Below are 19,934 nucleotides of genomic sequence, written 5' to 3' on the forward strand. Positions count from 1 at the left end.
CCTCGGTCAGGCCGCGGCCACCCGCGGCGGCTCGCGGTGGCGCAGCCAGGCAAGTCGCAGCGCCAGCCCCAGCACCACGAAGAAATAGAACGACTGCGTCATCACCCGGTAGAACACCGCGTCGGTGAGCGCGCAGAGCATGTACAAGGCGATCACGCCGACGCCGACGGCGGCCGGCAGCGCTACTTCGTCGTCCGCATCCAGCACGCGCCGGCTGAAGTAGCGCAGCGGCACCAGGAACACCGCCAGCAGCACCAGCAGACCTGGCACGCCGCCGGTGGCGGCCGCTTCCAGATACTCGTTGTGCGGCTGGTTGTAGCGTTCGATCGCGGCATGGCTGCGGCCGGCGGCGACCTCCTCGCGCGTATACGCGTCGAATTGGCCCACGCCGATGCCCACCAGCGGGTGTTCGCCGAAGGCGCGCGCCGCGGTGCGCCACATCTCCAGCCGCTCGATCACGGCGCCGCGGGTGGCCTGGCTATGGTCGAAGCGGGTGACCTCCGGCGCGATGGCCTGGAACCGCTCCACCATTTCGCCGCGCATGCCGAAGGTGACGGTCCCGGCCACCACAGACACGGCACCGACCAGCAGCAGGCTGGAGCGCCAGTGTCCGCAGCGCCGCGCGTGCAGCAGCACCAGCAGCAGGAACACCGGCGCAAATGCCAGCAGCGGGCCGCGGCTCTGGGTCAGCAGCGCGCCGTACATGGCGCAGCCCATCGCCACCAGATGCAGCCAGCGTTCCCGGCGCCCCGTGCCGCGCGCCAGGAATTGCACCAGCGCCATCGTCGACAGGCCCAGCAACACCGTGGCCAGTTCGATCGAGGCCGACGGGCCGCCATTGAGGCCGTGCGGACGGTCGATGCCGAGCGCGTAGGCCTGCACCACGGCGGCCGCGCCCAGCACGATGGCGCCGAGGCTGAAACCGGCCCACACCACGCGCATCCGCAACGGCAGGCTGAAGCACGCCGCCACCACCAGGAACAGCAGAATGTGCGCCGGGCGATCCAGCGGTCGCCAGCCCAGGTCGTGCAGCAGCACGTTGAAGATCACGAATCCGATCATCGCCAGCGCCACCGCCACCGGCGGCCACGCCGCGCGATAGCTGCGCCGGATCGAGGCGGTGCTCGCCACCAGCGCCAGTCCAAGCAGGAACAGCAGCGCCGGCGGCAGCGCCTTGATCCCCCAGTCGATCGAGAACGACAGCGGCATCAGGGCCAGCAGGATCGACACTGTCCACGCCGGCCCGGGGCGCGCGAACACCTGCGCGAGGCGGGTATCGGTCATGCGCGCGTCACACTCGCGAAGACCGCCGCGAGACAGGCTGGGCGGCGTGGAGAGGAAGTGGTGCGGTTCATTCGTCGTCGTCGCCTGCGGTACGCGGGATGCACCCGGGTATTACCGCGTCGTGCCTGAACATCCACCACTCGCGGCGGTTGGCGTGGCCGACATGGATCGCCCGCGCGCGATCCACGCAAGCGCCCATCGCCTCGTCCAGGCTGAAGATCCAGCGTTGCGCGGGATCGCCCTCGAGCCAGGCGATCGCCTCGGCGTACTGCCGCGGCCACGGTTTGCGGAAGCCGAACTCGGTCACCGGGCCCTGCGCCATCAGCAGGTTCTGCTCCTTCCACGCGAGCAGGCCGATCGTGGCCTGCGGGCCGGCGATGGCGCGCGCCTCGACCATCACGTCGCGCGCCGAGCGGTCGCCGTTGAGTAGCGGATAGCCCCACACCCCATACACGCTCCACAGCACGCCGGCGAACAGCAGCCATCCCAGCGGCGCGCGGCGCACCCGCGTCAGCGCGGCGATGGCGAGGCCGGCCACGCCGATGGCCAGCAGCATCCACCAGATCCGCGGGTCCAGGCTCTGTTCTATCTTCAGCGCCCAGGCCGGGTGGCGATGGATCGCCAGCGCCGAGGCGGCGGCCAGCGTGCCGGCCAGCAGCACGGTCAGCGCGAACACCGCGATGCGCACGCCGCGCCGGCGCAACAGGCCGGGCAGCAGCGGCGCCAGCGCCAGCGCCACCATCGGCAGCGCCGGCAGGATGTAGACGTCGCGCTTGCCGGGGCTGAGCGAGAAAAACAGCAGCACCAGCACGGCCCAGCCCAGCGGCAGCAGGAAACGCGCATCGCGTCGTTTCAGCCGGCGCCACCACGCCGGCAGCGCCCACGGCAGCAGCAGCGACAGCGGCAGCCAGTCGACCACTATGATGCCGAGGAAGTAGAACGGCGAATGGATATGGCCGGTGGGCGTGGCGTAGCGGTGCACGGTCTGCCCGAACAGGATGTTCTGCACGTACTCGGCGTGCTGCGGGTCGCCGTCGGCATGGGCGATCAGCAGCATCGGCAGCAGCCAGCCGAGGATCGCCACGAAGAACAGCGCCAGCCCGCCGGCCCAGCGCCAGCCGCCGGTGGGCAGGGCGAGGTGCCGCCAGTGGCCGCGGCGCGCGACCATGTACGGCACCAGCATCAGCAGGGCCAGCACGCCCACGCCCTTGGTCGCCACGCCCACGCCGGCGAAGAAACAGCCCACGGCGAACCAGCGCCAGCACGGCCCCAGCAGCAGATGGCGCAGCAGGCCGTAGTTGGCCAGCGTCATCCAGCCCAGCAGCAGCGGGTCGATCTGCGCGTTGCGCATCTGGTAGGTGAAGTGGATCGTGACCAGCAGCGTGGCCGCGGCCAGCAGCGCGCTGCGGTGACCCCACAGCCGCCGAGCCAGGTCGTAGACCAGTGCCAGCGCGCCCAGCGCGGCGAGCAGCGAGGGCAGCAGGAAGGCGATGCGCCAATGGCCGGTGAGGTAGTAACTGAGCGCCTGCAGCCACATGAACACCGGCGGCTTGTCCGGGTACAGCTCGTGGCCGCGGTGCGGGAACAGCCACTGGCCGTGCTCGACCATCCATTGCGCGACCAGCGCGAAGCGCGGTTCGTCCGAAGGCCACGGATCGCGCAACCCCAGCCCGGCACCGAGCACCAGCAAGGCGAACGCGCCGAACACGACCAGCTCCCAACGGGCATCGCGCAACCACAACGGACGGGCGCGGGACAAGGGCACCGGGGGATTCACGATGAAGGGAGTTCCGCTGCGGGGACAGGGAGGGCAAGCATAAACGGCCGGCGCGATCCCGCACAGCCCCGCCCTGTGGCGGCGCGGCCGCGAGGTGCTCAGCCGCGCTTGTGCACCACCGCGTAATACATGCCGTCGAGATCGCCGTCGCCGGGCAGGATCTGCCAGCCCACCGCGGCGGCCTGGCCGATCGGCAGGCTGAGCGGCACGGCCTGGGCATCCGCTTGCTGCGCCAGCCACGTGCCGACCACGGCCTCGTTCTCCGCGCGCAGCACCGAGCAGGTGATGTAGACCAGCCGCCCGCCCGGCGCCAGCAATGGCCACAGCGCGGCGAGGATGCGCCGTTGCTGCGCGCCCATCGCGGCGATATCGCTCTCGCGCCGGTGCAGGCGCACGTCCGGTCGCCGGCGCAGCACGCCGGTTGCCGAGCATGGGGCATCGACCAGGATGCGGTCGAACAGCTGGCCCTTCCACCAGCGCGCGGGCACGCCGGCGTCGCCGACCACGATCTTCGCGTCCAACCGCAGCCGCATCAGGTTCTGCCGGATGCGTTCGGCGCGCGCGGGTTCGAACTCCAGCGCGGTGAGGTCGATCTCGGCGCGCTCCAGCAGATGGCAGGCCTTGCCGCCGGGCGCGGCGCACGCATCCAGCACGCGCAGGCCGTCGCGCAGCTCGGCGAGGTCGGCGGCGACCTGGGCGGCACCGTCCTGCACCGCGAAGTGGCCGGCGTCGAAGCCGGGCAGCCGGGTGACGTCGGTGCTGTGCGGCAGCACCAGCGCGTTGGCCAGCCACGGGTGGGCGCTGGCCGCGTGACCGGCAGCCTGCAGTTGGCCGATCAGCGTGTCGCGCTGGCAGCGCCGGCGATTGACCCGCAGCATCAGTGGCGGCTCGCCGTTGTCGGCCGCCATCACCGCGGCGGCCTGTTGCGGCCAGTCGCGTTCGAGCGCCGCGGCCAGCCAGGCGGGGTGGGCGTGGCGGGTGGCGGGGTTGGCGTCGAGCGCGGCCAGCCGCGCGGTCCGTTCGCGCTGCCAGCGGCGCAGCACGGCATTGACCAGGCCGGCGAGCTGCGGGCGCTTCAGCGCACGCACCGCCTCCACGGTGGCCGCCACGGCGGCGTAATCCTGCAGTTCGAGGATTTCCAGTTGCACCAGCCCCAGCACCAGCAGCGCATGCACCGCCGGGTCTTTGGGGCGCAGGGATTTCTCCAGCAGGCCGTCGATGGCCGGGTCGAAGCGCAGCCACCAGCGCGCGCCTTCGCTGAGCAGGGCCATCAGCAGCGCGCGGTCGCGCGGATCGGCCAACCTCGGCGCGTTGCGCTCCATCACTTCGCGCAGCGAGGCGCCGCGCAGGGCGATCTCGGCCAGACCCCTGGCGGCGAGGGCGCGGGTATCGGTTTTCACGGGCGCGGGCGCAGGTCGGGGCGGGCGTTGAGGTAGTCCGTCGCGCCGATGCGCTTGCCGCCGGCGCGCTGCACCGCGGTGATGCGCAGGGCGCCGCTGCCGCAGGCGACGTCGATGCCTTCGCGCCCGGCCGCCAGCACGCTGGCCGGGGCGGCATGGTGGTCCACTTCGATGGCGCGCGCGGCCCAGATCCGCAGCGATTCGCCGGCGATCTCCGCCTCGGCTACCGGCCACGGGTCGAATGCGCGCACCTGGCGTTCCAGCTCGATGGCCGGGCGGCGGAAGTCGAGCTTCGCCTCGGCCTTGTCCAGCTTGTGCGCGTAGGTCACGCCGTCGGTCGGCTGCGGCGTGGCGACCAGCGTCTCGCCCGCCAGGGTACGGCGCAGGCCCTCGGCCAGCAGCTCGGCGCCCAGCGCGGCGAGGCGGTCGTGCAGCGAGCCGCCGGTGTCGTCGCGGCGGATCGGGGTGCGCCGCCGCAACAGCACCGGACCGGTATCGAGGCCGGCCTCCATCTGCATCAGGTCGACCCCGCTCTCGGCGTCGCCGGCGAGGATTGCGCGCTGGATCGGCGCGGCACCGCGCCAGCGCGGCAGCACGCTTGCGTGCACGTTCCAGCAACCCAGGCGGGGGATCGAGAGCACTTTGCGCGGCAGGATCAGGCCATAGGCGACCACCACCAAAAGGTCGGGGCGGTAATCGGCGAGCCGCTGCTGCACCTCGGCGGATTTCAGCGACTCGGGCTGTTCCACGGTCACCCCGGCGGCCAGTGCGGCCTGCTTGACCGGGCTGGGCGCCAGCTTGCGGCCGCGGCCGGCCGGGCGGTCGGGCTGGGTATAGACGGCCACCAGCTCCGCGCCGCTGTTGCGGCACGCCTCGAAGCAGGGCACGGAGAATTCGGGGGTGCCGGCAAAGGCCAGCCGCAGGCCGGCGCTACTCAAGCACCCGCCGCCTGCTTGCGCTGCTTGTCGAGCCGCTTCAGCAGCAGGCTGCGCTTGAGCGGCGACAGGTAATCGACGAAGACCTTGCCGTCGAGATGGTCCATCTCGTGCTGGATGCACACCGCCAGCGGGCCTTCGGCTTCCACCACGATCTCCTTGCCGTCCACGTCCTGCGCCTTGACCTTCACCTTCAGCGCGCGGGTGACGTCGGCGTACAAGCCGGGAAACGACAGGCAGCCCTCCTGGTAGACCTGCGAGCCATCCTTTTCCAGCAGCTGGGCATTGATCAGCGCCAGCGGCTGGTTGCGCCCCTCGCTCATGTCGGCCACCAGCACCCGCTGGTGCACGTTGACCTGGGTGGCGGCCAGGCCGACACCGTTGGCCGCGTACATGGTTTCGAACATGTCGGCCACGAACTGCTTCAGCTTCGCGTCGAACGCGGTGACCGGCGCGGCGCGGGTGCGCAGGCGCGGGTCGGGGAACTCCAGGATGGAAAGTACGGACATGGCATCACCTCGGCGTCGAAAGTGCGGGCGACTTGGTAAAAATCCCACCCCGACGCGATCTAGAATGTGCATCATTGTACGTCGGCAAGCACGCGAGCGCAGACGATTTTCGCCAACCCGCGCCGGTTGCGCGGGTTAACCATTCGGTTACACTCGACCGAGCATCTGGGGAAGGGGGATTCCCGCCAATGATCAGAAAGACAATCGTGTTGCTGGCCGGCATGCTGGTCACCCTGACCGTCTATGCCGCGGGCGCGCAATTGCGTGCCAATCACCCCGACAGCTACACCGTTCGCCGTGGCGACACGTTGTGGGACATCTCCGCCAAATTCCTGGCCAAGCCGTGGTTGTGGCCGGAGATCTGGCAGGCCAACCCGCAGGTGCGCAATCCCCACCTGATCTATCCCGGCGACGTGCTCAACCTGTCCTTCATCAACGGCCCGAGCCTGCGGCTGGAGCCCGGCGTGCATCGCGAAGGCGAGGCGGTGCCGGCGATTCCGCTCAGCCAGCTGAAGATGTTCCTGAAAGACATGCGGGTGATGGATTCCAACGCGGTCAGCTCCGCGCCCTACGTGGTCGGCCTGGAAGAGAACCGCCTGCGCGGCGCCGTCGGCCAGAACCTTTACGTGCGCGGCTTGCAGGGCGAGCCGGGCCAGCGCTGGGCGATCGTGCGGCCCAGCCACGTGTTCCGCGGCTTCGACCAGAACGATCCGGCCGATGCCGACCTGGTGGCGCACGGCCTGGACAGCAACGCGGCAATGGTCAATGCGCCGTGGCGCGAGGATTCGCGCAACGACGGCCACTATGGCAAGGGCGACGACCTCGGCGTCGAGGTGACGGTGATCGGCACCGCCGAGACCCTGCGCACCGGTGATCCGGCCACCCTGCTGCTGCTCGACTCCACCCGCGAGATCCGCAGCGGCGACCGCATCATGCCGATCGACGAGCATCCGTACGACGCGTACTACTACCCGCATGCGCCGAAGTCGCTGCCGGCCGACGCCAAGGTGATCGGTTTCGCCGACGCCCTGCGCGCGGCGGGTTCGCGCCAGGTGGTGCTGCTCTCGGTGGGTGCCCGCGACGGCGTCGACAACGGCACCACGTTCTCGATCTTCGAGCCCGGCGAGACCATCCACGACGATGTGGCCAGCAACAGCTGGAACCGCGGCGTAGGCGAAAAGGTCAAGCTGCCGGACGAGTACGTCGGCCACGTCATGGTGTTCCGCACCTTCGACCGGGTCAGCTACGGCCTGGTGATGGACAGCCTGCGCCCGGTACACGCCGGCGGCCGGCTGACCATGCCCGAATAGCGGCCATCGCAACGGCATCCTCCTACACGACGGCGCGGCCACCACCGCGCCGTCTTCGTCTGCGGTCGCTGCGTACACTCCCGGGCATGCATGATCCGCACCCTGATGACGACCACCGCGCCTGGCTGACCGCGCTGCGCACGCCCGGGCTCGGTCCCGGCGGCCTGCGCCAGTGGCTGGATCGCGGCGACGGCGACATCCATGCCGCGCTGGCGCAGTTGCGCCGTGACGGTGCCGGGCTCGATTCCGCCGCGCTGGCCTGGCTGGAGCACCCGGACGAGGCGCGCCTGGCGCAGGACCTGGCCTGGCTGGCCGAGCCCGGCCACCGGCTGCTGCGGTGCACGGATGCGGATTTCCCGCCGCAACTGGAGCACATCCCGCAGCCGCCGGCGGTGCTGTTCGTGGCGGGCGATGCGAGCCTGCTGCTGCATCCGCAGGTGGCCATCGTCGGCGCGCGCGCAGCCAGCGCCAGCGGCATGGCGCACGCGCGGGCGTTTGCCCGTACGCTGGCCGAGGCGGGTTTCACGATCACCAGCGGCATGGCCGACGGCATCGACGGCGCGGCACACGCCGCCGCACTGGATGCCGGCGCGAAGACGCTGGCGGTGATCGGTACCGGGCCCGATCGGGTGTATCCGCGCAAACACCACGCGTTGGCCCGGCGCCTGGTCGAACACGGCGCGCTGGTCAGCGAATTTCCGCCCGGCACGGCGGCGCGGGCCGACCATTTCCCCCGCCGCAACCGGATCATCTCCGGGCTGGCGCTGGGGGTGCTGGTGGTCGAGGCGGGGCTGCGTTCGGGTTCGCTGATCACCGCGCGACTGGCCGCCGAGCAGGGCCGCGAGGTGTTCGCGCTGCCAGGATCGATCCACAATCCGCTGGCCAGCGGCTGCCACCGGCTGATCCGCGATGGCGCGCGACTGGTGGAATGCGCGGCGGAAATCGTCGAATTGCTGGCCCCCGCGGCGCGTTCACTGGGCCTCGAACTGGCCGCTCGGCTGGGTGGCGAGGAGGTCGGAACCGTCACGACGGCGACCGCGGCGGACGCCGATTATCGACGATTGTTGTCCGCACTTGGCCACGAACCGGCGACAATGGATGAACTTGTGCAGCGCACCGAGCTGTCGGCCGCGGCACTGTCCTCGATGCTGCTGATGCTGGAACTGGACGGGCGCATCGAACGCCGGTCGGGCAACGCCTACCAGGTCATGCCCACGTCCCTGCGGGCTTGACAGCCGAAGCCATGGCGTGGTTTCAACTATATATATGTCCGGCACGGAAGCGCCGGTGGTTCACTTTTGGATATCCCGCTTCATGGCAAAAAACCTGCTCATCGTCGAATCACCGGCCAAGGCCAAGACGATCAACAAATACCTCGGCAAGGACTTCCAGGTCCTCGCATCCTACGGTCACGTGCGCGACCTGAAGCCGAAGGAGGGCGCGGTCGACACCGAGCACGGTTTCGCGATGGCCTACGAGGTGATCGAGCGCAACCAGAAACACGTCGACGCGATCGCCAAGGCGGCCCGGGAGGCTGACGACATCTATCTGGCGACCGACTTGGATCGCGAAGGCGAGGCGATCAGTTGGCACATCAGCGAGATCCTGAAGGAGCGCGGCCTGACCAAGGGCAAGCAGCTGCACCGGGTGGTGTTCTCCGAGATCACGCCGAAGGCGATCAAGGCCGCGGTGGCCGCGCCGCGCCAGCTCTCGCACGACCTGGTCGACGCGCAGCAGGCGCGCCGCGCGCTGGACTACCTGGTCGGCTTCAACCTGTCGCCGGTGCTGTGGCGCAAGGTGCAGCGCGGGCTTTCCGCCGGCCGCGTGCAGTCGCCGGCGCTGCGCATGATCGTCGAGCGCGAGGAAGAGATCGAGGCGTTCAAGGCGCGCGAGTACTGGACCGTGGAAGCGCAGCTCAAGCACGTCGAAGGCGACTTCAGTGCGCGGCTGTCGCGTCTCAACGGCAAGAAGTTCGAGCAGTTCGACCTCACCAACGAAGCCGATGCCCAAGCCGCGCGTGCGGCGCTGAAGCAGGCCGCACGCGGCCAGCTCACGGTCAGCGACGTCACCTCGAAGGAGCGCAAGCGCCGCCCGGCCGCGCCGTTCACCACCTCCACCCTGCAGCAGGAGGCCGCGCGCAAGCTCGGCTTCACCACCAGCCGCACGATGAAGGTGGCGCAGGGCCTGTACGAAGGCGTGGCGCTGGGCGACGAGGGCAACGTCGGCCTGATCACCTACATGCGTACCGACTCGACCATGCTCGGCGACGACGCGATGGCCGAGCTGCGCCAGCTGATTGCCCGCGACTTCGGCGCGAAGGCGCTGCCGGACGCGGCGCAGGTATACAAGACCAAGTCGAAGAATGCGCAGGAAGCGCATGAGGCGATCCGCCCCACCTCGGCGATGCACACGCCGAAATCGGTGGCCGCCTTCCTCAACGACGACCAGCGCAAGCTGTACGAGCTGATCTGGAAGCGCACCGTCGCCTGCCAGATGATCCATGCCACGTTGAACACCGTCACGGTGGAGTTCGCGTTGCCGGACGCCCCCGGTGGCGACGCCTCGTTCCGCGCCAGCGGCACCACCGTGGTCGATCCCGGCTTCCTGGCCGTATACGAGGAAGGCCGCGACCAGAAGACCGCCGAGGACGACGATGAAGGCCGCCGCCTGCCGCGGCTGGCGAAAGGCGAGGCGGTGCCGCTGCATGAGATCGTCGCCGACCAGCACTTCACCGAGCCGCCGCCGCGCTACTCCGAGGCAAGCCTGGTCAAGGCGCTGGAAGAACATGGCATCGGCCGCCCGTCGACCTACGCCAGCATCATCCAGGTACTGCAGAACCGCGAATACGTGTTCCTCGACAGCCGCCGCTTCAAGCCCAGCGACGTGGGTCGCGCGGTGAGCAAATTCCTCACCCAGCACTTCACCCAATACGTCGATTACGACTTCACCGCCAAGCTGGAGGACGAGCTCGACGCGGTCAGTCGCGGCGAGGAAGCCTGGGTGCCATTGATGCAGCGCTTCTGGCTGCCGTTCAAGCAGCAGGTGGACGAGAAGGCCGAGTCGGTCGACCGCAGCGAGGCCACCGGTGCGCGCGAACTGGGCAGCGATCCGAAGACCGGCAAGCCGGTGTTCGTGCGGCTGGGCCGCTTCGGGCCGTATGCCGCGATCGGCGACAAGGACAGCGACGAGAAACTGCAGTTCGCCTCGCTGCGCCCGGGCCAGAGCATGCACACGATCAGCCTGGCCGAGGCGCTGGAGCTCTTCAAGCTGCCGCGCCAGCTCGGCCAGGCGGACAACGGCGACGAGGTCAGCGTCGGCATCGGCCGTTTCGGCCCGTTCGTGAAGCAGGGCAGCACCTACGCTTCGCTCAAGCCCGAGGATGATCCGTACACGATCGAACTGCCGCGTGCGCTGCAACTGGTGGCCGACAAGCTGGAGATGCTGGCCAACCGGATGATTCTCGATTTCGGCAACGGCGTGCAGGTGCTCAACGGCCGCTACGGCGCCTACATCACCGATGGCGAGAAGAACGCACGCATCCCGAAGGAGCAGGAACCGAAGCTGCTGACCGAGGCACAGTGCCTCGAACTGCTTGCCGCCGCGCCGGTGAAGAAGGGCCGCTTCGGCAAGAAGACGGCGACCAGGAAAGCCGCCGCGAAGAAGGCCGCGCCGGCGAAGAAGGCCGCAGTGAAGAAGGCCGCGACGAAGAAGGCGCCGGCGAAAAAGACGGCCGCGAAAAAAGCCGCGGCGAAGAAAACCGCCACGAAGAAGACCGCGGCGAAGAAGTCTCTTGCCGGCAAGGCCGGCGCCTGATGCTGCAGCGTTTCACGCTCGACGAAGTCGATGCCGCTGCTGCACTGCTGCATGGCGGCGGCGTGCTCGCCTATCCGACCGAGGCGGTGTTCGGCCTCGGCTGCGATCCGTTCGACCGCGGCGCGTTCGAGCGGGTGTTCGCGCTGAAGCAGCGCCCGTCGACGCAGGGCGTGCTGCTGATCGCGGCGGACTTCAGCCAGGTCGAACCCTGCATCGACTTCGCGGCGGTGCCCGATGCGGTGCTGCGGCAGGTGCGCGCCAGCTGGCCGGGGCCGTACACGTGGATTTTCCCGCGCTCGGCATGGGTGCCCGACTGGGTGGCCGGCGCGCATGCCGGCGTCGCGCTGCGGGTCAGCGCGCACGAACCGACGGCGTTACTGTGCCGTGCCTTCGGCGGCGCGCTGGTGTCGACCAGCGCCAACCCGCACGGGCAGCCGCCGGCCCGCGCCGCGCAGACCGTGGCCGAGTATTTTGGCGATGCCCTGGACGGCCTGCTGGATGCCCCGCTGGGTGACCAATCCAGCCCCACGGTGATTCGCGACGCCCTTTCGGGCGCTATCATCCGCGCCTGAACGTGCGGGGGGAGCGCACGTCGGGGCATTCACGCCACCGTCCGCGTGGCGGCGCGATGCTGCCGCACGCCATTTGAGCATCCACGGAGACAGCCGTTTGGTTACCGTCCACGACCCGCGCCAGCGCGAGCTTCCACCGCTGCTGCCCTTGCTGGCGGCTGCGGACCCGGCGCGCGTGGTGGCCTGGCGGGAGGGCGAGGCGATCAGCGCCGGACACTTCCTCGCCGAGGTCCGCGCGGTGGCGGCGTCGCTGCCGCACGCACCGGCGGTGGTGAACCTGTGCGAGGACCGCTACGCCTTCCTGGTCGCGTTCTGCGCGGTGGCGTTGCGCGGCCAGGCCAACCTGCTGCCGTCCTCGCGTGCGCCGCAGGCGGTGGACGAGGTGATGAAGGCTCACCCCGGGTGCCACGCGCTGGGCGATCAGCGGCTCGACCCGGCGCCGCCCGGTTATCAGCAACTGCCGTCGTTCGACGCGCCGCGACCGGCGTACGTCGAGGCGCCCTGGCCGACCTTGCCGGCCGACCGGGTGGTGGCGATCGGCTACACCTCCGGCTCCACCGGCACGCCGATGCCGAACCCGAAGACCTGGGGCAGTTTCCACGCCAGCAACGCGGGCAACCTGGCGCGGCTGCACGCCATTGTCGGCGAGCGCTTCGAGCTGGTCGCCACGGTGCAGCCGCAGCACATGTACGGCATGGAGATGTCGGTGCTGTTGCCGCTGCTGGGCAATGTCGGCGTGCACACCGGCCGCCCGTTCTTTCCCGCCGACGTGGCCGCCGCGTTGGCCGCGGTGCCGGCACCGCGGGTGCTGGTGACCACGCCGGTGCATCTGCGCGCGCTGATCGATTCGGGCATCGAGCTGCCGGCGGTCGCGGCGATGGTATCGGCCACCGCGCCGTTGCCGGTCGGGCTGGCGCGCGCCGCCGAGCAGCGCTTCGCCGCGCCGCTGCTGGAAGTGTTCGGCTCCACCGAAACCTGCGTGTTCGCCAGCCGCCGCCCCACCGTGGACGAAGACTGGCTGCTGTACGACGACGTGACCTTGCACCCGCAACCCGATGGCACCGCGGTCGAGGCGCCGCAGCTCGGCGCGCCGGTCAGCCTGGCCGACCTGGTCAGCCTGTCGCGCGACGGCCGCCGTTTCCGCCTGTGCGGACGGCATGCCGACATGCTGGAGATCGCCGGCAAGCGCGCCTCGCTGGCCGACCTCACCCGCCGCCTGCTGGCGATTCCCGGCGTGCGCGACGGCGTGGTGTTCCAGCACGGTGACGGCGACGCGCTCGGCGTGCACCGCATCGCCGCGCTGGTGGTGGCGCCGGAGCTGGACGAGCACGCCATCCTCGACGCGCTGCGTCGCGCGATCGATCCGCTGTTCCTGCCACGCCCGCTGAAGCGGGTGGCCGCCTTGCCGCGCAACGAAACCGGCAAGCTGCCGCGCGCGGCACTGCTGGCGCTGCTGCAACCGCCAGGCTGACGCCCGGGCGGCGGATCGCTGCCGCTACAATGGGCGACTGCGCCGGGTGGCGAGCGGGAGTGCGGCAATGAAGGTTCTGGTCATCGGCAGCGGCGGACGCGAGCACGCGCTGGCGTGGAAGCTCGGGCAGTCCGTGCAGGTCGACGAGGTGATCGTGGCCCCCGGCAACGCCGGTACCGCGCGCGAACCGGGCGTGCGCAACGCCGAGGTCGCGATGAACGACCTCGATGGCCTGCTGCAGTTGGCGAAACGCGAGAAGGTCGGGCTGACCGTGGTCGGCCCCGAGGTGCCGCTGGTGGCCGGCGTGGTCGACAAGTTCCGCGCCGCCGGCCTGCGCATCTTCGGGCCGCGCGCGATCGCCGCGCAGCTGGAAGGTTCCAAGGCGTTCGCGAAGGATTTCCTGCAGCGGCACAACATCCCCACCGCGCACTACGCGGTGTTCACCGAACTCAATCCCGCGCTGGCCTACGTACGCCGGCAGGGCGCGCCGATCGTGATCAAGGCCGACGGCCTCGCTGCCGGCAAGGGCGTGGTGGTGGCGCTGACCCTGGCCGATGCGGAACTGGCGCTGCACGACATGCTCGGCGCGCACGCGTTCGGCGACGCCTCGGCGCGGGTGGTGATCGAGGAATTCCTCGACGGCGAGGAGGCCAGCTACATCGTGATGAGCGACGGCAGCCACGCGTTGCCGATGGCCTCCAGCCAGGACCACAAGCGCCGCGACGAGGGCGACCTCGGTCCGAACACCGGCGGCATGGGCGCGTACTCGCCGGCGCCGGTGGTCACGCCGGAGGTCGAGCAGCGCATCCTGAAGGAAGTGATCGAGCCGACCCTGCGCGGCATGGCGGCCGAGGGCGCGCCGTTCATCGGCTTCCTCTACGCCGGCCTGATGATCGACAAGTCCGGCGCGCCGAAGGTGATCGAGTTCAACGTGCGCTTCGGCGACCCGGAAACCCAACCGATCTTGTTGCGGCTGAAGTCCGATCTGGTCGAGCTGATCGACGCCGCGCTGGACGGCCATCTGGCGCAGACCCGCGCGCGCTGGGACAGCCGCCCCTCCATTGGCGTGGTGATGGCCGCCGCCGGTTACCCCGGACGCGTGCGCACGGGCGATTCGATCGCGGGCCTGGACGACATCGACGATGGCGACGTGAAGGTGTTCCACGGCGGCACCGCCCGCGACGCGCAGGGTCGCGTGGTGACGTCGGGCGGGCGCGTGCTCTGCGTGTGTGCGCTGGGCAGCGATCTTGCCGCGGCGCGCGAGCGCGCCTATGCGGCGGTCGGCAGGCTGCGCTGGGAGGGTGCGTTTCACCGCCGCGACATCGCCCATCGCGCCTTGCATCGACGCTGAAAGCGCTGCAGCGCCGGCATGCAGCGTACGCGCGCGCACGGCGGGCGGGCGGGGATTGACTTTTCCGCGCCCGCTTTTTTGCGATATGCTTGCAGGCTCCCCCGCGTAGAGTCGTGGCGCCACCAGGCCCGCGCGACCACGTGTCGATTTCACGCATAAAGAGGTTTCTGGCATGCGCAAGACGGTTTTGTCGCTGGTATCGGTTGCTGCGCTGGCCCTCGCCGGCTGCCAAGGTTCGTCGTCGGATCAGGCCGCAAACGGCGGTCCCGCCAACGCCGAAAGTGCGGCCAAGGTATCGATCCCCAGCGAAGTCAGCGGCACGATCTCCCTGCGCGCAGGTACGCCGCAGCCTTCGGACAAGGCAACGCTGGTGCTTAACCTGGTCGATGTCTCCTCCACCGCGGTCGGCTCCGCGCCGCTGGCCACCAAGACCTCGCCGGCCGGCAGCTTTCCGCAGCCGTTCAAGCTCACCTTCAACCCCGCCGACGTCAAGCCGAACGACCTGTACGTGGTGCAGGCGATCCTGACCGACGGCGAGCGCCAGTACGTGATGCCGATCCAGGCGCCGGTGCTGGCCAAGGGCAGCCAGAACGACGCGGTGTCGATCCAGCTGGTCGCCGAGCAGACCCCCGGGGAAAAATTGCTGGCCGCATTCGACGACGTGCAGAAGCAGCTCGGTGCGATGAAGGTCAACCACGGCACCAAGCTGGAGAAGGACGCCTCGCGCGGCTGGCAGCTGTTCCGCCAGGACGGCCAGATCCAGTTCATCCGCGAGCTGGTCGAGTACACCAAGGACGGCTTCACCAGCACCGACTATGCCTACAAGGACGGCAAGCCGTGGGCGATCGTGCAGCAGCACATGGCCAGCCGCGACGGCAAGCCCTCCTCGATCGACCGTGCCGGCTGGAGCGATGACGGCACGCTGGTGCTGAAGCAGCACCAGGTCGGCAGCGACGTGCAGCCGCTGGACCCGGCCGAGGCGGCGAAGCTCAAGCAGGAGGCGATGACCATCCTCGGCCTCGCCACCAACGGCAAGAACAAGTAAGTCGCTGCAGAGTCTCCCGCGTCGAGCGGGAAGCTCGCAAAGAAAAAGCCGCCCGCATCAGCGGGCGGCTTTTTTCATGGACGTGACCCGGGCCGGCCGAGTCGCGGCCTGGCCGGATCAGAGGTCGATCCGCACGCCCATGTTGACGCTGTTGTACTTCTGGCTGTTGTCGCCGAAGCGGCCGCTGTAGCCGATCCAGCTTTGCACGCTGGGGGTCAGCCGGGCGGACAGCCCCAGCGTGGCGGCGCCCCAGCTCTGGTCGGGGCTGAAGCCGGTCAGCGCGAAGCTGCCGTTCATGCTGTTGAGGCCGGCGCGGACCTCACGTGCATCGGCCTTGCTGTCGTGGTTCCAGCCCAGTTCGGCATACGGCGACATCACCAGGTTGTTGACCTGCCACTGGCCGCGCAGGCGCCAGCCCAGGGTGGATATCAGCGAGTCGCGCTGCTGGCGGCCGAACCACATCGCGCTGCTGTCGTTGCCGCTCTCGCTGTAGCCGCTGATCTTCACGGTCTCCCAGTCGACGGTGGCGAACGGGCCGGTCTGCAAGTCGTTGCCCAGCTCGAACCACCAGCCGCCGGTGACGCCGCCGCCAAGGTGCGAGCCGTCGGTCTTGCCGGTCTCGGTGCGCTGCATCGCGCCGATGTTCATGCGGCGCTCGATGTCCTTGAAGTTGGACTGGCCGAAGTTGACGTAGCCGCCCACGTAGCCGCCACCGTTGTGGTAGCCGACGTAGCCCAGGCCGCTGACGTCCTGCAGCTTGTAGCCGCCGCCGCCGGAGAAGTCGGCGTTGTGCTGGCCGACGCCGAGCGCCACGCCGGCAGTGACGTGCTCGCCGGCGAAATAGTTCGCGCCCAGGGTGAAGTTGAGGTTGTCGCTGTTGGTGCGCGGCGAGTTGTTGCTGGCGTCGAAGCGTTGCCGGGCGTAGTCGATGTTGACGAAGGTGCGCACGTCGCCGTCCTTGCCGGTGGTCAGCATCTGGTCGCGCATCACGCGGTTCTGCACGGCGCTGGCCGCCAGCGGCGCTTCGCCGAGCAGCGAGATCTGCTCCGGCGCGTGGATCACCGACAGCACGTACTGGCCCAGCATGGCGTGGGCGGCGGTGGTCGGGTGCACGCCGTCGGCGAACAGGTAGGTCTGGTCGGCGCCGGCCGCGTAGCTGTACGGCAGGCCCGAGCCCTGCGGGCCGCACTGCACCGAACTGGAACCGGCGCCGCAGGCCGGCGCGGTGACGTTGCTGAAACCGTAGGCGCCCGGGTTGGCGATCACTTCGTTGAGCAGCGCGTAGGTGTTCGCCGGGATGATGTTCAGGCCGTTGTTGCTGAGTTGCGCCAGGCCGCTGTTGAGCACGCCGTTGTAGAGCACGGCGAGCTGGCTGGCGCCGGCCTGTGCGGTGGCGCCGCCGAGCGCGGCCTGCGGGGTCTTGCCGAGATCGGGCAGGTTGTAGACCAGCACGTATTTCGCGCCGGCCGCCTGCAGGCCGGCGAGCACGCCAAGCTCGGTCTGCGCCGCATTGACCGCGCCGGCGGAGATCGCGTTCGGATCGCTCAGCGTACCGCTCAGGTAGAAGATGTCGTTGGCGCCGCCCCAGACCTGGTACAGCGCACGCGAGTCGGCCTTGCCGCCGTTCGCGCCGAGGTACATCTGCAGCTGCTGGGTGATGGTCGGTACCGCGGCGACGTTGTTGACGAAGCCCGCGCCGCCCCAGGCGTAGTCGGTGCCGCCGGCCGCCGACGGCGCCAGCGTGAAGCCCAGGCCCGTCGCCACGTTCTCCGCCGCGGTGGTGCCCGGGTTGGTGGTGAAGCGCAGCGGCGGCTGGATCGTCGGTGCGCTGGCCAGCGAGATGTTGCCGTTGTCGCTCAGGCTGTCGCCGAAGACGATGACGTTGCTGAAATCGGCGGCTGCGGCGGCCGTGCTGAACAGCATGGCGGTTGCGATGGCGCCGGCCAGATGGCGGGTGCGAAGCATGGAAGTACTCCTCGGCCGGGATGGCCTTGTTCGTTGCGGGTTACGGTACGGTATTCCATACGGAACCGCATGCTGCAGCGCATCGCCGCCGCAGGCGGATGGTGGTCGGCGCTTCAGCGCTTGCCGGCGCGCGCGAACGCGTCGGCGAAAGCGTTGCTGGCGGGCGCGGCCGCGGGCTTGGGTGCGCCGCCCCCCGGACGCGGGCCGCGGCCGTCGCGCGAGCCGCCACGGGCATCGCTGCCGGCGCCCGGACGGCTGCCGCGCGCCTGCCCCGGTTCGTCGTCCAGGCGCATGCTGAGGCCGATGCGCTGGCGCGGAAGGTCCACCTCCATCACCTTGACCTTGACGATGTCGCCGGCCTTCACCGCGTCGCGCGGGTCCTTCACGAAGCTGTGCGACAGCGCCGAGACATGCACCAGGCCGTCCTGGTGCACGCCGATGTCGACGAAGGCACCGAATGCGGCGACGTTGGTGACGCGGCCTTCCAGGATCATGCCGGGCTTCAGATCCTTCACGTCCTCGACGCCTTCGGCAAAGCGCGGCGCCACGAACTCCGGGCGCGGGTCGCGGCCGGGCTTTTCCAGCTCTTTCAGGATGTCGCGCACGGTCGGCACGCCGAACTTTTCATCGGTGAATTGCTCGGGCTTGAGCCCGCGCAGGAAGCCGGCGTCGCCGATGATGTTGCGCACCTCGCGGCCGCACTGGGCGATGATCCGCTCGACCACCGGGTAGGCTTCCGGATGCACCGCGCTGGCGTCCAGCGGGTTGTCGCCGTCGGGCACGCGCAGGAAACCGGCGCACTGCTCGAAGGCCTTGTCGCCGAGCCGCGGCACCTTCAGCAGCGCCTTGCGGTTCGGGAACGGGCCGTTCGCATCGCGGTGCTTCACCACATTCTCGGCCACCGAAGCGGACAGCCCGGCCACGCGCGCGAGCAGCGCGGCCGAGGCGGTGTTCACGTCCACGCCGACGGCGTTGACGCAGTCCTCCACCTTGGCGTCCAGCGCGCGCGCCAGCTTGATCTGGTTCACGTCGTGCTGGTACTGGCCCACGCCGATCGCCTTCGGCTCGATCTTCACCAGTTCGGCCAGCGGGTCCTGCAGCCGTCGCGCGATCGAGACGGCGCCGCGCAGGCTCACGTCCAGTCCGGGGAACTCCTTCGCGGCGAGTTCGGAGGCCGAATACACCGAGGCGCCGGCCTCGCTCACCACGATCTTCGACAGCTTCGCGTCGGCCAGCTTCCTGATCAGCTCGCCGGCCAGCTTGTCGGTCTCGCGCGAGCCGGTGCCGTTGCCGATCGCGATCAGGTCGACGTTGTGCTGCTTGCACAGCTTCGCCAGCGAAACCAGCGATTCGTTCCACTGCCGCCGCGGCTCCAGCGGGTAGATCGTGTCGGTGGCCAGCAGCTTGCCGGTGGCGTCGACCACCGCCACCTTGCAGCCGGTGCGGATGCCGGGATCGAGCCCCATCACGGTCTTCGCGCCGGCCGGTGCGGCCAGCATCAGGTCCTTCAGGTTGTCGCCGAACACGCGGATCGCCTCGTCCTCGGCGCCTTCGCGCACGCGGCCGAACAGGTCCAGCGTGAGGTGCAGGTGCAGCTTCACGCGCCAGGTCAGGCGCACGGTCTCGCGCAGCCAGGCGTCGGCGGCACGGCTGCGGTCGTGGATGTTCGCGTGCGCCGCGACGCGGCCCTCGCCCTCGGCGTGGCCCTGTTCGCTGTCGGCGGCGGGCGCCAGTTCCAGTTCGATCACGCCCTCGTTGCGCGCGCGCATCAGCGCCAGCAGGCGGTGCGAGGGGATCTTGCCGATCGGCTCGACGTGGTCGAAGTAGTCGCGGAACTTGGCGCCTTCGTTCTCCTTGCCCGCGACCACCTTGGCGCGAATCTGCCCTTGCGACCACAGCCAGTCGCGCAGCTCGCCGACCAGGTGCGCGTCCTCGGCGATCGCTTCCATCAGGATGGCGCGCGCGCCGTCGAGTGCGGCGCGCACGTCGGCCACGCCCTTGTCCGCATCGACGAACGCTTCGGCGAAGGCTTCCGGCGATCGCGTGGGATCCTCGCGCAGGCCAGCTGCCAGCGGTTCCAGCCCGGCCTCGCGGGCGATCTGCGCCTTGGTGCGGCGCTTGGGCTTGTACGGCAGGTACAGATCCTCCAGCCGCGCCTTGGTGTCGGCGGCGAGGATGTCCGCCTTCAAGGCGTCGTCGAGCTTGCCCTGTTCCTCGACGCTGGCGAGGATCGCCGCGCGGCGTTCTTCCAGTTCCCGCAGGTAGCGCAGGCGTTCTTCCAGCAGGCGCAGCTGGGTGTCGTCGAGGCCGCCGGTGACTTCCTTGCGGTAGCGCGCGATGAACGGCACGGTGGCGCCGCCGTCGAGCAGGTCCACCGCCGCGCGCACCTGTTCGGTCTTCGCGGCGATGTCGTGGGCAATGCGTTGTTCGATGCTGGGCATGGGTGGAGCGTTCCTGGCGGCGGCGCGGTGCCGCCGAATGAAAAGGTCAAGCCGTTGATGA

Annotated in this window: 14 protein-coding genes; 7 read left to right on the plus strand and 7 right to left on the minus strand. The window is 69.8% G+C overall.

Annotated features, from left to right (window positions below):
• Nucleotides 1–6: 6 nt before the first annotated feature.
• The 5 genes from ACVCMI_RS02715 to def all read right to left on the minus strand — a co-directional run bounded on the left by ACVCMI_RS02715 (nucleotide 7) and on the right by def (nucleotide 5,905).
• A complete protein-coding gene (locus ACVCMI_RS02715; protein WP_447097535.1) occupies nucleotides 7–1,284 on the minus strand; it encodes an O-antigen ligase family protein in 1,278 nt (425 codons plus the stop codon).
• A gap of 67 nt (nucleotides 1,285–1,351) precedes the next feature.
• Nucleotides 1,352–3,061 carry an ArnT family glycosyltransferase gene (locus tag ACVCMI_RS02720; protein WP_447097534.1) on the minus strand — a complete coding sequence of 570 codons (1,710 nt, stop codon included), beginning with the start codon at nucleotides 3,059–3,061 and terminating at the stop codon, nucleotides 1,352–1,354.
• 98 nt (nucleotides 3,062–3,159) lie between these two features.
• Nucleotides 3,160–4,461 carry a 16S rRNA (cytosine(967)-C(5))-methyltransferase RsmB gene (gene rsmB, locus ACVCMI_RS02725; RefSeq protein ID WP_447097533.1) on the minus strand — a complete coding sequence of 434 codons (1,302 nt, stop codon included), beginning with the start codon at nucleotides 4,459–4,461 and terminating at the stop codon, nucleotides 3,160–3,162.
• Nucleotides 4,458–5,384: a methionyl-tRNA formyltransferase gene (gene fmt / locus ACVCMI_RS02730; protein WP_447099498.1), complete on the minus strand. Its 927-nt coding sequence runs from the start codon at nucleotides 5,382–5,384 to the stop codon at nucleotides 4,458–4,460. Before fmt ends, rsmB begins: the two co-directional genes overlap by 4 nt.
• An 11-nt stretch (nucleotides 5,385–5,395) precedes the next feature.
• On the minus strand, nucleotides 5,396–5,905 hold the full coding sequence (gene def, locus ACVCMI_RS02735; RefSeq protein ID WP_447097532.1) for a peptide deformylase: 510 nt from the start codon (nucleotides 5,903–5,905) through the stop codon (nucleotides 5,396–5,398).
• A gap of 188 nt (nucleotides 5,906–6,093) precedes the next feature.
• On the opposite strand from def, the gene ACVCMI_RS02740 reads away from it, so the two are divergent.
• From ACVCMI_RS02740 to ACVCMI_RS02770, 7 genes are all read left to right on the plus strand, one after another.
• Entirely contained in the window at nucleotides 6,094–7,215 is a 1,122-nt protein-coding gene (locus tag ACVCMI_RS02740; RefSeq protein ID WP_447097531.1) for a LysM peptidoglycan-binding domain-containing protein, read from the plus strand.
• Nucleotides 7,216–7,301: 86 nt separating this feature from the next.
• Nucleotides 7,302–8,447: a DNA-processing protein DprA gene (dprA, locus tag ACVCMI_RS02745; protein WP_447097530.1), complete on the plus strand. Its 1,146-nt coding sequence runs from the start codon at nucleotides 7,302–7,304 to the stop codon at nucleotides 8,445–8,447.
• Between the two features lie 82 nt (nucleotides 8,448–8,529).
• Nucleotides 8,530–11,028 (plus strand): DNA topoisomerase I, encoded by a 2,499-nt coding sequence (locus tag ACVCMI_RS02750; RefSeq protein WP_447097529.1) that lies wholly within the window; start codon nucleotides 8,530–8,532, stop codon nucleotides 11,026–11,028.
• A complete protein-coding gene (locus ACVCMI_RS02755; protein ID WP_447097528.1) occupies nucleotides 11,028–11,600 on the plus strand; it encodes an L-threonylcarbamoyladenylate synthase in 573 nt (190 codons plus the stop codon). The genes ACVCMI_RS02750 and ACVCMI_RS02755 overlap by 1 nt, the downstream gene beginning before the upstream one ends.
• 97 nt (nucleotides 11,601–11,697) lie before the next feature.
• Complete coding sequence (locus ACVCMI_RS02760; protein ID WP_447097527.1) at nucleotides 11,698–13,071, plus strand: AMP-binding protein; 1,374 nt, start codon at nucleotides 11,698–11,700, stop codon at nucleotides 13,069–13,071.
• Between the two features lie 67 nt (nucleotides 13,072–13,138).
• Complete coding sequence (purD, locus tag ACVCMI_RS02765) at nucleotides 13,139–14,422, plus strand: phosphoribosylamine--glycine ligase (RefSeq protein WP_447097526.1); 1,284 nt, start codon at nucleotides 13,139–13,141, stop codon at nucleotides 14,420–14,422.
• A gap of 172 nt (nucleotides 14,423–14,594) precedes the next feature.
• Nucleotides 14,595–15,467, plus strand: coding sequence for a YbaY family lipoprotein (locus ACVCMI_RS02770; protein ID WP_447097525.1), 873 nt, complete (start codon nucleotides 14,595–14,597; stop codon nucleotides 15,465–15,467).
• 117 nt (nucleotides 15,468–15,584) lie between these two features.
• Here the strand turns inward: ACVCMI_RS02770 and ACVCMI_RS02775 are convergent, their stop codons facing one another.
• Both ACVCMI_RS02775 and ACVCMI_RS02780 read right to left on the minus strand, forming a co-directional pair.
• The gene (locus tag ACVCMI_RS02775; RefSeq protein ID WP_447097524.1) at nucleotides 15,585–17,432 is read right to left on the minus strand and encodes an autotransporter domain-containing protein; all 1,848 of its coding nucleotides are present in this window, start codon (nucleotides 17,430–17,432) and stop codon (nucleotides 15,585–15,587) included.
• A gap of 113 nt (nucleotides 17,433–17,545) precedes the next feature.
• Nucleotides 17,546–19,873, minus strand: coding sequence for a Tex family protein (locus tag ACVCMI_RS02780; protein WP_447097523.1), 2,328 nt, complete (start codon nucleotides 19,871–19,873; stop codon nucleotides 17,546–17,548).
• Between the last annotated feature and the right edge of the window lie 61 nt (nucleotides 19,874–19,934).

The sequence above is a fragment of the Rhodanobacter sp. UC4448_H15 genome, from assembly GCF_052978265.1.